This is a genomic window from Fibrobacter sp. UWCM (assembly GCF_900129735.1).
Taxonomy (GTDB): domain Bacteria; phylum Fibrobacterota; class Fibrobacteria; order Fibrobacterales; family Fibrobacteraceae; genus Fibrobacter.
In genome coordinates, this window is the sequence record NZ_FQWR01000020.1 from 36633 (window position 1) to 51165 (window position 14533).

The 14533-nt window shown below is 57.3% G+C and carries 12 protein-coding genes; 4 read left to right on the forward strand and 8 right to left on the reverse strand.

The window, feature by feature from the left end; genetic code table 11:
- Positions 1-150: 150 nt before the first annotated feature.
- Positions 151-1827, reverse strand: coding sequence for a right-handed parallel beta-helix repeat-containing protein (locus BUB22_RS12210; protein WP_073115400.1), 1677 nt, complete (start codon positions 1825-1827; stop codon positions 151-153).
- A 121-nt stretch (positions 1828-1948) separates the two neighbouring features.
- Between BUB22_RS12210 and bioA the strand changes: the two genes are divergently transcribed.
- Genes bioA through bioD form a run of 4 tightly spaced genes read left to right on the forward strand, consistent with a single transcriptional unit; the run spans position 1949 to position 6117 of the window.
- On the forward strand, positions 1949-3283 hold the full coding sequence (bioA, locus tag BUB22_RS12215) for an adenosylmethionine--8-amino-7-oxononanoate transaminase (protein ID WP_073115403.1): 1335 nt from the start codon (positions 1949-1951) through the stop codon (positions 3281-3283).
- Positions 3284-3318: 35 nt separating this feature from the next.
- Positions 3319-4104, forward strand: a complete 786-nt coding sequence (locus tag BUB22_RS12220) for a 6-carboxyhexanoate--CoA ligase (RefSeq protein WP_073115405.1) — start codon at positions 3319-3321, stop codon at positions 4102-4104.
- Positions 4101-5351: an aminotransferase class I/II-fold pyridoxal phosphate-dependent enzyme gene (locus BUB22_RS12225; RefSeq protein WP_073115408.1), complete on the forward strand. Its 1251-nt coding sequence runs from the start codon at positions 4101-4103 to the stop codon at positions 5349-5351. The genes BUB22_RS12220 and BUB22_RS12225 overlap by 4 nt, the downstream gene beginning before the upstream one ends.
- A 4-nt stretch (positions 5352-5355) precedes the next feature.
- Positions 5356-6117: a dethiobiotin synthase gene (gene bioD / locus BUB22_RS12230; RefSeq protein WP_072807891.1), complete on the forward strand. Its 762-nt coding sequence runs from the start codon at positions 5356-5358 to the stop codon at positions 6115-6117.
- 167 nt (positions 6118-6284) lie between these two features.
- Here bioD and tsf read toward each other — a convergent pair whose 3' ends face one another.
- The 7 genes from tsf to BUB22_RS12265 form a co-directional block, all read right to left on the reverse strand.
- The gene (gene tsf, locus BUB22_RS12235) at positions 6285-7166 is read right to left on the reverse strand and encodes a translation elongation factor Ts (protein WP_072807889.1); all 882 of its coding nucleotides are present in this window, start codon (positions 7164-7166) and stop codon (positions 6285-6287) included.
- Between the two features lies 1 nt (position 7167).
- Complete coding sequence (gene rpsB, locus BUB22_RS12240) at positions 7168-7908, reverse strand: 30S ribosomal protein S2 (RefSeq protein WP_072807887.1); 741 nt, start codon at positions 7906-7908, stop codon at positions 7168-7170.
- A gap of 189 nt (positions 7909-8097) precedes the next feature.
- Positions 8098-9144, reverse strand: coding sequence for a CofH family radical SAM protein (locus BUB22_RS12245; RefSeq protein ID WP_073115411.1), 1047 nt, complete (start codon positions 9142-9144; stop codon positions 8098-8100).
- A gap of 27 nt (positions 9145-9171) precedes the next feature.
- Complete coding sequence (locus tag BUB22_RS12250; RefSeq protein ID WP_072807883.1) at positions 9172-9660, reverse strand: hypothetical protein; 489 nt, start codon at positions 9658-9660, stop codon at positions 9172-9174.
- A complete protein-coding gene (gene hpt / locus BUB22_RS12255) occupies positions 9650-10180 on the reverse strand; it encodes a hypoxanthine phosphoribosyltransferase (RefSeq protein ID WP_073115414.1) in 531 nt (176 codons plus the stop codon). Before hpt ends, BUB22_RS12250 begins: the two co-directional genes overlap by 11 nt.
- Positions 10173-12596 (reverse strand): DUF3536 domain-containing protein, encoded by a 2424-nt coding sequence (locus BUB22_RS12260; RefSeq protein ID WP_073115417.1) that lies wholly within the window; start codon positions 12594-12596, stop codon positions 10173-10175. Before BUB22_RS12260 ends, hpt begins: the two co-directional genes overlap by 8 nt.
- Positions 12597-12616: 20 nt before the next feature.
- Positions 12617-14515 carry a glycosyl hydrolase gene (locus tag BUB22_RS12265; RefSeq protein ID WP_073115419.1) on the reverse strand — a complete coding sequence of 633 codons (1899 nt, stop codon included), beginning with the start codon at positions 14513-14515 and terminating at the stop codon, positions 12617-12619.
- Positions 14516-14533: the final 18 nt, after the last annotated feature.

Sequence of the window (14533 nt, forward strand, 5' to 3'; positions counted from 1 at the left end):
TTCTTGCTATTCTTACCATTAAACTAATCTATTATTTCGGATAAAGCAACCATTTCCTTACATTTTTACCACAAAGTAATCGCGAAAAAGGCGTTTTTCATAAAAAAAAGGCCGTTCCCAGGGAGGAACGACCAATTTTTTGAAATTTCGCTAAAAGGCGCGGACAGCCACAAGTGCAGAGCCCCGCCCTGCACGGACAAAGTAAATGCCCGGATTCCCGTAACGGGAACGCAATTCCCGGGCTATATTCGCGGCATCCACGTTCTGCAGGGTCCCGAGGAAACGCCCCTGCATGTCGAACACCTGCACCGATTCTGCAGTCCATTCGCGCGAAGGCAGGTTACCCGCAAGCGACGTGGTTCCTTCTGCCGAGCTGGAGGTCAGTGCCACCGAGCTGGAAGTCGCCGGCGTTGAACTCGAAGACGCTACCCCGTATTCATACGCCCCGAGGTCAGGAGCCTTGCCCACAAACGGAATCCCCACGTCGGTCCCGCGGTCAATCATCTGGCTCCCGCTCTTCAGCTTCAGGAAATCGACATCGGGCAGGCTGCCATCGGGCTTGCGCGGGCCAAGCGCACCTGCCAGCGCCGAGATGTCTTTCCCGGTCGTCGTCAGGCTCGGATCCGCAACGCTCACGAAGTCGGAATTTGCCGGAGTGATGTTCAGGTTCCAGGTATTGTATTCGCCGCTGGCATAATCGCCGCCGATATAGGCGGTCTTGTTCGGGAAGGCGACGTTATTCTTCATCACGTGAGCGTTCGCCCCGGTAAGCACCACGCCGTCTGTCCTGTTACCGGCGGCATCCCAGGAACTCGCCCACATGTTGAACTGGTTCCCGCGATTGTTGTACGAGGTGTTGTTGTACCAGTAGTTCCCTACGCTGCTGTGGTTCGCATAGAAGCCCGACGAGTAGTTGTTCCAGGCGACACAGTTCCTGATGATATGCCGCCCGGTCCCAGCCTGGCTGCTGCCCGCCTTGAAACCGTTCCCGTTCGCATTCGCCGGGTGCTTTGTGCCGTAATCGCTGTAGCCGTGCCCCATTGCGAAACTGTTCTCGATGACCACCGGGAATTCCTGGCTGATAAAATCCCATCCGTCGTCGCTGTTCCACCACGCCCGGCAACCGTAAAATTTCGTGGTATCGCCCGTTGTCTGGTAATGCACGCCAAAACCGTCGGCATTTTCCCCATCGCCCTGACGCCCGTTCGGGTCATAGTTGTCGTGGCTGTCGCAATTGAGGAAATAATGTCCGCCGCCGCTGCCGGTGCCGCGCTCGTTCACGAAAAAACCTGCACCCTTGTTGTGGTGACTGTTAATTTGTTCCAAAAATATGTGCTTGCTGCGCGAAATGTAGACGCCCACGTTGGAATTGTATTTCATGGGGACGTTACGGACCTCGAAGCCCTTCAGGTGCAGGTAGCTCGCCTGGATTAGAATCGCCGACGTGTACATGGTGCTATCGACGGAACCCGTATGGCTGTAGGCCTGCCCTATCATCAGGTTCGTTCCGTCAAAAATCGGGAGTTCTCCAGGGTAGGCAAGATAATGGATTCGCTTATTGTCACTTTCACCGCTCCTGTTCAGGAGTATCCCCGCCGACATACCGTCGTTCCTTGCATACGTGGTATCCCTGAGGTAGTACGTCCCGCCGCGAACCCACACGGTATCACCGGGAGCCACAACGGCATTCGCCTTCTTGAGCGTGGCGAAGGGTTTCGCCTGCGAACCCGCATTGCTGTCGTTACCGTCGGTGGCCACGTAGTAGACAGCCCCGAACGCATTGGCCGCGGAAAGCACAAGCCCCGCGACAAACAGTTTCGTTTCCATAATCACCTCACACCTTAGATATTTTAAATATACTTTTATATGGCGTTTTCTGTAGCAGGGTCCGCACCATAGGGTTGTCCAAGGACAACAGGAATTAGGAAAAACTATATTTGCATTCGAAATGGATAGTTTTTTTGATTGCGATTTAAACAAGAAACAGAAATTCGACAGCGAACACTTGTGGCACCCTTACGCGGCCCTGAAAAATACACCGGCGCGTTTTTTGGCAAAATCAGCCCACGGCACGACAATCGAGACGGCAGACGGCCTGAAACTCATCGATGCAGTTTCTAGCTGGTGGTGCATGGCGCACGGGCACAATGCGCCCGAAATCGTGGAAGCGATACGCAGGCAAAGCGAAAGGATGTGCCACGTGATGTTCGGCGGGTTCACGCACGAGCCCGCAATTGAACTGGGCGAGAAACTGGTGAAGTTCCTGCCGGAAGGGCTCGACAAGATTTTCTTCGCGGATTCGGGAAGCATCGCCGTGGAATGCAGTGCCAAGATGGCACTGCAGTACCAGCATGCGCTGGGCCGCCCGGAACGCTGCAAGCTGGTGGCCCTCAAGGGCGGCTACCACGGCGATACCGCGGGCGCGATGGCACTCTCCGACCCCGACGGAATGCACGTGCTTTTCCGCGGGATTATGCCGCAGCACTTTTTTGCGGAACGCCCGAACTGCAGATTCGACGAGGCCTGGAATCCGGCGGATTTCGCATCGATGGAACGCGTCGTCGAACAGCACAAGGATGAAATCGCGGCCGTCATCTGCGAACCCGTTTTCCAGGGCGGGAACGGCATGTGGCTTTACAACGCGGGCTACCTGAAGGCACTCCGCGAGCTTTGCGACCGCTACGGCATTCTGCTGATTCTTGACGAAATCGCCTCGGGATTCTACCGCACCGGCCCGAGATTCGCGATGATGCATGCGGGGATAAAGCCGGACATCATGTGCATCGGCAAGGCGCTTACCGGCGGAAGCATCACGATGGCGGCCTGCATTGCATCCGGGAAGGTGGCGGACACCATCACGAACAGCAGGATTCCCGCATTCATGCACGGGCCTACCTACATGGCAAACCCGCTCGCTTGCGCCGCAGGGATTGCATCGCTCTCGCTTTTCGAAAACCGCGACTACGCAGGCAGTGTCGCCCGAATCGAGAAGCGGCTCCATGCAAACCTGGAACCGCTCCGCAGTCTCGAGAACGCGGCCGACGTGCGCGTACTCGGAGCAATCGGCGTGCTAGAACTGAAGGCGAAACCCAGTGCCGACGATATACTGCGCGTGATTCGCGAAACGGGCGTGTGGCTACGGCCCTTCTGCAACTACGTCTACACCATGCCGCCGTTCATTACGAGCGATACGGAAATCGACCGCATCTGCGAGGCGATTAAACTGATTGGCGAGTGCGAGCCCGCGCCGGTTGTAGAAGGCGAAGACGAATTTCATGAATAAGGGTGCTGTTCTGCAATCCCGGAGCGAGATTTTTTATGGATTATTACAGTTTGAAGATGCGCGCATCGCAGCAGGTCGGTGAAGGCGAACAGAGGCACGAGCAGCATATTTCCGGCGCTGAACGCATCGTCGCACGCGAAAACGTAGAGGCGGTCTGCTCTGCGATGGTGCGCCGTGCCATGACGCATTCGAAGGGCGACCCGGATTTCATCAACGTGAAAATTGAGAAGGTCCACGAGAGCGATATCCGCATTTTGAAGGCGTTGCCCGTGACCCGCGTGGACGTAGAAACGTGGCAGGAAGGGCTGGAGAAAGCATTCGAGCTGATTGGCGAAGCCGTGGGCAGTGCCGCCGGCGGTGCCGGGACTGACGCGATAAGGGAATTCGCAAATAAACTGCCGGAATTATTGCGCAAGACATTCCCGATGCGCGGGGCGATGCTCTACGATATCGCGACGGGAAAGCGCCTGGAACCCGACCAGGCACGCGGTGTGCGCGCAACCTACATGGACGCTCTCCGGGGCAACGTGGTGGACAGCTGCAAGAACCACTTCAACGAAGCCATCGTGCTCGCGACCAAGGTGGCGAACGCGCCCGGAATCGTGGCGGAAATCTGCATCAGCGACGACCCGGAATACGTGACGGGCTATGTGGCCAGCAAGGAACTCGGCTACGTGCGCATAATGAAAATGAAGGAAGCGGGCGACGAGAACGGAGGCCGTATTTTCCTGTTCGATTCCCGCAAGGCGAGCGCCGAAGAGTGTATTGATTATTTACAGAAGAAGAAAGTCTTGGTGGATGTAGACGGCAGAATGGCATGAACGAACAAATTTTAGACTCTTTTACGAAAGACGCACTAGAATCAGCGCGGGCAAGCAACACTTACCGCACCCTACGTCACATCGTTTCGCCGGAAGCGTCGCACGTGAAAATCGCGTGCAATGGTTCAGGACATGCCCCCACCGACACGCTCCTGCTCGCATCCAATTCTTACCTCGATTTGTCCAACATCGACGAACTCAAGCGCAGCATGGCCGACGCCGTTTTGCAATGGGGCACCGGGAGCGGCGGCGCGCGCCTCACCACGGGCAACAAGACCCCGCACGACGAACTCGAGGAATGCATTGCGCAGTTCAAGGGCGAAGAGGCGGCAATCACGTTCAACACGGGATACATGGCGAACGTGGGGACAATTTCTGCACTCTGCGGCAAGAACGACTTTGTATTCAGCGACGAACTGAACCACGCGAGCATCATCGACGGGATTAGGCTTTCACGCGCCAGTTGCAAGGTCTACAGGCACAACGACATCGCGGACCTGGAACGCGCGATTGCCGAGGCGAAACTTGAAGCACGCTCTCGCGGGCAAGATGCGAAACAAGAGGCGAAACAAGATGCGCGGCCCTTCCGCGGGCTTATCGTGACCGACGCCGTCTTCAGCATGGATGGCGACCTCGCGAACTTGCCGGAACTCCTGCGCGTCGCCCGCGAACAGGATGTATTGCTCATGATTGACGAGGCGCACGCCACGGGCGTGGTCGGCAAGACCGGCAGGGGGCTTGCCGAACACTACGGCTGTGCTCACGCCGACGTTACCGTCGGCACATTGAGCAAAGCCGTCGCCGCCGAGGGCGGCTTCGTGGCGGGCAGGCAGCAACTGATTGATTTCCTCCGCAACAAGGCCCGCAGTTTCATTTTCACGACGGCAATGGCGCCCGCGATTGCCGCCGCCGCATGCAACAACCTGCGATACATCGGTAGCCACCCGGAGCGCGTAAGGCAGCTTCAGGACAACGTAAAGTTCTTCTGCGAAGCGTTGAAGCGCGAGGGCCTGGGCGTGCAGCCCTCTCCTTCCGCAATCGTCCCGATAGTCGTTGGCGACGAGGCCCGCGCCCTCGAGGTTTCTGCCACGCTCCAGGAGCGCGGCATACTCATTCCGGCCATCCGCTACCCGACAGTCGCCCGCGGGCAGGCCCGCCTACGCGCAAGCCTGATGGCGACGCACACGCAAGAGGAACTGCAAACCGCCGCAACTGCAATTTCTCAAATCATAAAAAGCATTGATTAACATTATGGCCCTCAAAAATCATTCGTCTTTCGCCTCTCGTCTTTCGTCTAAACCCAAGGGTTATTTCGTTACTGCAACCGGGACCGATGTCGGCAAGACATTCATTACCGCGCTTCTCGTGAAAAAATGGCGCGACTCCGGAATCGACGCGGGCTACTACAAGGCGGCCCTCAGCGGGGCGGAACTCCGCGACGGCAAATGGATTGCGGGTGACGCCGATTATGTGAAACGCATAGCAAATCTCCCCGACACGCAGGAGCAGCTCGTGAGCTATGTCTACAGGGAGGCGGTTTCCCCGCACCTTGCCGCCCGCAAGGAAGGCAACCCCGTGGAACTCGCGAAGGTTACCGCCGACTTCGAGGCGGCGCTTTCCCGTCACGAATTCATATTCGCGGAAGGCTCGGGCGGAATCATCTGCCCCATCCGTTACGATGCAGGCGCATCTTGTGCATCTCGCGCAACAAACGACCAAGCCATCGCCCCGCAAAGAATATTCCTCGAAGATATCATGAAGGCACTCGGGCTCCCGCTGCTCATCGTGACAACGGCAGCCCTCGGCTCCATAAACGCCTGCGTACTGACGGTAGAATACGCCAGGTCGCGAGGCATTTCCGTTCGCGGGATAATCGTGAACCGCTACGGCATGAGCGGGAACCTCGAAATGGAAGACGACAACATCGCCATGATGCACGACATGACCGGCCTCGAGATTCTCGCAAGAGTAAAGGAAGGCGATACGGACCTGGGTGTGCCACATTTCGTATAAAATAACATCACCAAAAACGACATCTCAGTAAAAAAACTGGCCGCCCCGGAGTGGGACGACCTATTTAAAGTTTGAAGATCCTCGCCTTCGCGAGGATGACACCCTTTGTGCGAGGATGACACCCTTTGTGCGAGGATGAAGCCCTCTACGCGAGGACGAAGTCCAAACTAGTTACCGCGTTCGAAGCGGATGAAGTTCACGACCTTCAGGCTGGAAAGACCGAGCTGCTTGGCGACGACTTCCTGGAGGTAGTCCTTGACGCTGAGCTTCTTCGGGTTCTTTTCGGACATGAAGAATTCCTGATCTTCGAGAACGATTTCCTTGAGGACCTTAGCCACGCGGCCATCGATCTGGCGCTGCATGAACTCAGGCTTGGTCTGCTTGCCGGAGGCTTCGATCTGGGCCTTGGCAATTTCCTTTTCCTTCTCGATCGTTTCGGCCGGAACGGAAGCATCGTTCAGGGCAACCGGAGCAAATGCGGCAGCCTGCATAGCGATGTCCTTGGCGGCAGCCTTGAGGGCGGCTTCGTCGGCAGAGCCTTCGAAAGCGAGCTCGGTAATCACACCGATCTTGCCCTTCATGTGGCTGTAGACACCGAACACGGAATTCGGGACCTTCTTGAGTTCGCCGAACTTGCGGAAGTCGATGTTTTCCTGGATCTTCACGAGAACGTCGGCGAGGCGGTCGGCAATCTTCACGCCGTCGACGACAGCGTTCTTGAGGTCTTCGACGGAGGAGATAGCCTGCGTTTCCACGGCCTTGACGGCGAGGTTTGCGAGAGCGACGAAGTCATCGTTGTTGGAAACCGGTTCGGTTTCGCAAGAGAGTTCGAACGCAGCAGCCTTGTCGGCAGTTTCCACGAGGTAGATGCGGCCTTCCTTGGCAGCCTTGTCGGCGCGCTTTGCAGCAACGGCGGCACCCTGCTTGCGGAGGAGCTCGACGGCCTTGTCCATGTCACCGTCAGTTTCGGTGAGGGCCTTCTTGCACTGCATCATGCCCACGCCAGTCTTCTGGCGGAGTTCGTTAACGAGGGAAGCGGTAATCTGCATATTACTTGTCCTCGCCGTTGTCGAACTTCTTGGGTTCTTCCTTGTCGGCCTTCTTGTCGTTGGCGACGCGGGCCTTGACGTTGGCGGCGATGTAGTCCACAATGAGCTTGATGGACTTCACGGCGTCGTCGTTAGCCGGCACGGGGTAATCCACGAGGGTCGGATCGACGTTCGTGTCGCAGATGCCGATGATAGGAATGTGGAGGCGACGAGCTTCGGCCACGGCAATCTTTTCGTGGGCGAGGTCGGTCACGACCAGGAGACCCGGAAGGTTCACCATTTCACGGATGCCACCGAACACGGAAAGGAGCTTTTCGCGTTCGCGGTTCTTGTCGAGCACTTCCTTCTTGGAGAGGGCCTGGAACGTACCGTCGTTTTCCATGGCGTCGATCTTGTCGATCTTCTTGATGGACTTACGGACCGTCTGGAAGTTGGTGAGCATACCGCCGAGCCAGCGGTTGGTAACGGAGAACTGGTTGCAAGCGGCAGCGGCGTCGAGCACGCACTGACGGGCAGTCGGCTTGGTGCCAACGAAGAGCACGGTCTTGCCAGATTCAGAAATCTTGGCGGCGGCCTTGGCGGCTTCTTCGAGGAGGTCGCGAGTCTTGGACAGGTTGAGAACGTAGATGCCGTTCTTCTCGGCCAAGATGTAGGGTTTCATTTTCGGGTTCCAGCGCTGAGTCTGGTGACCAAAGTGAGAGCCTGCAGCAAGCAGATCTTCAACAGAAGGCAGATTTGCCATAATGTATTCCTTTTCGGTTGTTACTACCCGGCATGCAAATAAGCCGCGAAGCGATGCCCTGACTTGGGGTGAACCTCAGGCCCAGGACCGCGCCACCGAAGCGACTCTCGCAAACCGGTGATTGGTTTTACCCGGGCGAAATTGCCCGAGCGCGGTCAAATATAGCTAAATGCGAGGGTCGCGGCAACGTCAGTCGAAGTTCAGACTGCGCCGGTAAGGGGTAAAACCGGCGTCGGTAATGAACTTTTCTGCCGCCTCGATGGTGGTGAGGCCGTGATTTTGCAGGACGTTTTCTTCTATCACGATGCTGTTGATGTCATCGGCGCCGGCATGGAGCCCGAGTTCCCCGAGAGAGAGGCCCATCCCGAGGAGCGAAACCTCGATATGCGGGATGTTGTCGAGGAATATGCGGCTAAGTGCGAGCAGCTTGAGGTATTCGTCGCCGCGCACGTGCCGGATGGGGAACTTGTCGGTCTGCGGCTGGAACGTCCATACCACGAAACTCTTGAATCCGTGGGCGGCGTCCGGCGCCCTGTCCTGCGTGCTCCGCACGTAGTTCAGGTGCTCGATGATTTCCTCTGCGGTCTCGACACTCCCAAAAACGATGTTCGCGCTCCCGGGGAGTCCCTTCCTGTGGCAGGCGGCGAGTGTGTCGCACCACTGCTGCGCGGTAAGTTTCCGCGGGCTCAGCATCTGGCGCATACGGTCGCTTAGGATTTCGGCGCCTGCTCCCGGAACGGAACTGAGGCCCGCTTCTTTCAAAACGTCGAGCAGTTCGTCGAGTGGCATGTTGTTGAATTCCGCGATACGCACGAGTTCCACCGGCGAAAAACCGCGCACCTTCACGCCCATTTCCTGCGAGAGCATCTTCAGCACGTCGGTGTAATAACTCAGGGGAATTTCCTTGTTCACGCCCCCCTGCAAAAAAATCTGGTCGGCGCCTTTCGCCTTCGCTTCAAGAGTCTTCCGGCGGATTTCGTCCAAACTAAGCACGTACGCTTCTTTGCTATGCGCCGGCCTGCAAAAACTGCAGAAGCTGCAGGTCACCTCGCACACGTTCGTGTAGTTCACGATGCGGAACGCGGTATAGCCCACGCGGTTTCCGGGGTTCATGCGCCTGCGAATCGCGTCTCCCGCTTCCACCACTTCAGTCCACGGGGCGTTTTTCAAGATATCGAGCGCTTCCGCCGGAGTGATGCGGGTTCCGTCAACCGCTTTTTGCAAGTTTGTATTCATCGTGCAACCGCCAGCCCCGCCTGTCTGCTACTTCTCCGCGTCGTTGCTGTCTAGCACCGGGATGTTCTTTTCTTCCTGGCACAGGTTCTCTTCGCGAATCTTGAAGGTAAAGTCGACCAGGTTGTTCTCGAACATCTTCTGGTAGGGCTTGCGAGCCTGCACGTTCTGGAGCGCGCAGGTGCAGTAGTTGATGCGCTGCACGAGTTTCAGGTCATCGGAAGGCGTGCCCTTCGCGAACACGCATTCGTGCATGATGGCGTATTCCATCGGGCGGTCGTAACGGCCCTTGCACTTGTTCTTGAGGTCGGGCTGCGCGGCCACCTTCTCGATTATTCCCTGCGAGGGCACGTCGTTTATGACCTTGCTCACGATAAAGCCCGCAATGAAGAACAGGAGGCACACGGCAGCGTTGATAAGGAATCGCTTGCCGCGGCTTATCTTGTTGTAGCTGCGTTCGACGGCTTCGAATGTCTGTGTGGCATGCAGCCTGACGTCTTCAAAATCGTTACTTGCCATCGTCTTCCTCCATCGTCCAGATTTCGGGGAATGTGCGGTAGTCGCCCGCGTAGTCGAGTCCGTAGCCCACGACAAACTTGTTTTCTACCTCGAAACCCGCGAAGTCGGCGGTTATGTCCGCGGTACGGCGGGCGGGCTTGTCGAGCAGCACGCAGGTCTTGATTTCCTTCGCGCCCATGCCGGCAAGGGCCTGCTTGATTCCGAACATAGTGTTGCCGGTATCGAGAATGTCGTCTATCACGAGCACCTTCTTGTCGCGGATATCGATGTTCTCGAGCCCCGTGATTTTGAGGTTCCCACTCGATTCGGTGCCGCTACCGTAACTGGACGCCCGTATGAAGGCGAGTTGCAGTTTCGGCGTCGCGATACGCTTGCAGATATCGGCGCTGAAAATGAATCCGCCCGAAAGCACGGTGATTACGATATCGCACCCGAACGCGGCCACGTCCTTGCCGAGCGTGTCCAGTCGCTCGTTTATCTCCCGTGCGGAAATGAGCGGTTTGCTGGACTTCCTATACATTGTCCACCTCGAAGTTGAGCCAGCCGAACATGGGCTTGAGTGCAGCAAGTTTGCCCTTCGGGTCTTCCTTGAACTGCTTGTAAATCTTGAATACCTTGTTCTCGAGGCTCGTTTTGTCGATGCCGAGCTTGAGCCAGTCGGCAACCGTGATGAGGTCGGTGATGTACTTGACCGTAGATTCGTCGATCTTGGCGTAAACGTCGTCGATGAGGGCACTCAGCTTGCGGAAGAACATACGGCCCGTACCGCCGAAACTCGGGTTCGTGTCGAGCCTGTTCGCCTCGTCCATGAGCCCCTGGATTTCCTTCACGAGGTTAGAGTCCGGGCCTTCGAGCAGCTTGAGCGCCTCGTGGTGAATGCGGGCGTTGAGTTCGAGCGAGAGAATCTTTCGCATGGTGTCGGGCAGCGTATGATCGGGGTCGGCAAGGCTGTCGATGGAGATGCCGTGATTCAGCGCGAAACTCGAGAACGATTCCGTGAGGCTCGCAAGATGTTTCTGCGTGCTGCGCTTGTTGATGGTCTTCAGCGAGTCGCTCATGAGGTCGCGCATACGCACCACGTAGGCGGTCGGGAACAGGTTCCTGAGTTCGATGGTACCCATATTCGGGTTTTCCACGAACTTGAGGCCGTTCTCCTCGATGCTCCCCATCGCCACCACGATGTTCACGCGCCCGAGGGCGTCGGTAATCACGAGGTTTGTCGTTTCTCGCTTTTCGCCGATAAACTTGTCTTCGTAGGTTACGCGCACGAGTGTCTGGCGCCTGCGGCTAGAAATCTTTTCCGCCTTCATGCGGGAGTTCGAATTGTCGGAATCCTGTTCAAGTTCGAGGTGGAATATCGCGGCGCGTTCGGCCATTTCCTTGAGAATCACGGGGACCGCGTCTTCGGCGTAGCGCGTAAAGACCTCGGCTCCGTTCCACTTGTGTTCGTTACTCGTGGCGCGGGCAAGGATACTCAGCACCTCGCTCTTGATGTTGTGCCCGAACGGCAGGAACGGTTCCAGCAGTTCCATGGCACGCAGGGCGTAGCGCATGTTCTGTACGGGTTCCAGGCCCTCGATATCGTTGAAGAACCAACCGCAGCTCGTGAAGCTGAACAGGCAGAACTTCTGGATTTCCAAGAGGCGGATTGCCTTCGCGCACATGGCCTCGTTTTCGGGTTCCTTGACGGTATCCTTGAGGAACTGCTCCACGCGGGACTTGTCTTCGGGAGCGACGAGCGCCTGCACGTAGTTGTTGCGGGCATCCCACGGGCCGATTTTCGAAATCTTCTCGAACTCGCGTACAAAAACGTCGTCGGCAAGCTTTTTCAGGTGGTTGAAGGCATCACGCAGGGGTCCGCGCCATTTCTGGTTCCAGTCGGGCCCGCCGCCGGTCGAACAGCCACAATCGCGGTACCATCGGCCCACGCCGTGGGCGCAGCTCCATGCACATCCTTCGCCGTAGAAGTTCTTGAGCATAACCTCGTGCTGCGGCGGGAACTTCTCGAGGAACCAGCCGTAGTTCACCGGCACCATCTTGTGTTCGGGAGCGTAGCGGTTGTAGAGCCAGGCGGCGCACATGTCGCCGAAGGGCTCGTGGTGACCGTAGCTTTCGCCGTCGGTGCCGATGCTCACGAGTTGTGCGTCTTCGCGGTTCTCGTCCCAGGCGTCGGCAATGCGCCTGCCGAACGTGCCGGCATCGCGCAGGAGGTGTTCGAACCCTACGGCAGAAGAAAGCCACGGGTTGTAGAAGAATACGTCCAGGTATCCGTCGCATACGAGATTGCCGTCTTTGTCCCGCGGGTACACGCGGTAGGGGCGCGTCGTATCGATGTCGGTGTTGCTGCACCCGGTCCATTCCTCGTCGCCGAACTTGCGGAAGCTATCGGCCTGCGTGGGCGAGAGGATGGTAAACTTGATGCCTGCCTTGATGAGTTCCACCACCGTCTCGAAGTTGATGGCGGTCTCGGCGAGCCACATGGCCTCGGGCATGCGGCCGAAATGGAACTTGAAATCCTCGATACCCCAGCGGATTTGCGTGCGCTTGTCCTGCTCGCTTGCAAGCGGCATGATAATGTGGTTGTAGACCTGCGCAATTGCGTTGCCGTGCCCGAGCCTCTCGATGCTCTTCTTGTCGGCTTCCTGGATGCGGCGGTAGGTATCCGGCGTGTTCGTGCGGATCCAGCCCATGAGAGTTGGGCCCATGTTGAAACTCATGTACTCGTAGTTGTTGACAATGTCTACGATATGCCCGTGCGGGCTCAAAATGCGGCTTGCGGAATTGGGACTGTAGCACTGGCTCGCTATTCGGTCGTTCCAGTCGTGGTTCGGGCGCGCGCTCGGCTGGTTCTCGATGACGCCCGTCCAGGGGTTTTCGCGAGGGGGCTGGTAAAAATGACCGTGAATAGTAAAGTAGAGGGGGTGCTTCTTGTCCATACCCCCAAAGATAGAAAACTTTACTTCACGCGGATTTTCTGGGCGTAATTTGCGCCGCCTATCCTAGCGCGAACGACGTAGTTCCCGCTTGCGATTCCCTGCAGGTCGAACTGCGTGGAGCCCGCGGGCACGTTGCCCTGGACAAGCGTCGCGACCTTGTGCCCGAGCATGTCGAACAGCGCGATGCTTGCCGTCGTATTGCCGCTCACGTCTATCTCGAGCGTGTTGCCGCTCAAGCGGATATTTAGTTTATCCGAAACGCCCGCATATTTCGCGACAGGAATTGCGGTCGGGGCGACAATGGCACCCTCGCTGCTGGTGTCGGCGACGACGTTGCCCCAGCCGGGCATGTCATCGAGCGCGATAATGCGTTCATCGTCGAGGTTCCTTTTCCACATGTCTGCAGGAGTCTTTTCAAGGAAGTTTCCGCTCCACGTCTGGCTCCAGGTCATCCAGTAACTCCAATAGGCCTTGTCCTCGGCGATGCTGTCAATATCCGGGATGGCGCCGTTTTCGCTCAGGGCGATGAGTTTCTTGGTGCCGACGTCGCTCACAATCTTGTTGAAGTAGTTGGCAGCGGAATTGTGGTTGAGGAGCGGGTCGTAGATATCGACCGCGACAATGTCCACGTACTCGTCACCCGGGTACCATTCTGCATTGAGCGCGCTGTAGTCATAACCGAATTTCGGGTCGGTATTGATGTTCCATACCCAGATGAGGTTCGTGAGTTTATTTGTATTCACCATGCGGTCAAACACGAGGCGGTAAAGCTGCACGTAGCACTCGGGGCTAGCCGTGCCCCACCAGAACCAGCCACCGCTGGCCTCGTGCAGGGGGCGCCACACGACGGCTATACCCTTTTCCTCAAGTTCCTTGAAATAGCCCGAGACAATGTCCACGTCGGCAACGATGTCCTTGTAGACCTGCGAAGTCGCGTCAATCTCCTTGCAGGTGGAATCCTTGAAGGCCTTCGTGTAGTTAAAACAGGTGTTGTTGTCGGCCGTCTTCGTGACGCCTTCGGTGCAACCCGCATTCCTGTAGCCTTCCTGCTGCGTGTAGAAAATCGTGTCTTCCCCGACTTTCCAGTGCCATGTGTAGGTCGGGATGCCGCCCATTTCCCACAGTTGCTCGGTCATGACCAGGTTGTTCTCGGTGTAGCCCCGGAACCAGCCTTCCTCGTGATGCCCGCCCGCGGCAAAGAGCATGTCGAACCCGCCCACGGCCGGGTAGTGCCCGCTGCGCTTGTAGAACTCGGCAATGTCGGTCTGGCCCTTCCACGAGACTTCCTCGTCGCTGAACTTGCAGGAATCCGCCGGAGTGCATTCGCCCGCCTTCAAAAGCTTCATGTTGCCGTAATCGTAGTTGAAGTTCTGGTCGCTAATCATCATGCCGCTCACGGTCTTCTTCATGAAGTTGTCGCGGAGGAATGTCTTGACCTTCTTGGCGCTCTCGCTCGCGTTAGGCGTTACGGGAAGTGCGCTGATGTTGAAAACAGGGTCGGGATGGCGTTCCACGGTAATGTAGTCCACGCCGATGGCGCCGTTCCCTACGGTAATCGTGTTCTCTCCGGTACGCATCTTGGCGGATGCCGCCACCACGTAGCTGGAATCGCAGTTGCGCGGGGTGGTGAGCATCGAGCCCGCCTCGACACCGTTCACGAGAATCTTGGAGGTCGTCCAGTCGTACTGCTTGATGAGCACCTTGGTCGTGATGTCGTACATCGCGGTTTCTTCGACATTCACCGTGAAGGTGAACTCGGTACCGGAGGACTTCGTCACGAACTTCGCTCCGGTAGAATCCGCCGAGACATCGCCGGCATTTACGCCCGGCTGTGCTTCGGCTTCGTAGACTGTGGGGGCGGCAAAAGCGGATACCGCTACGGAGAATGCGGCCATTGCCGCGAAAGACCTGAATTCCATAAACACTCCATACATTTT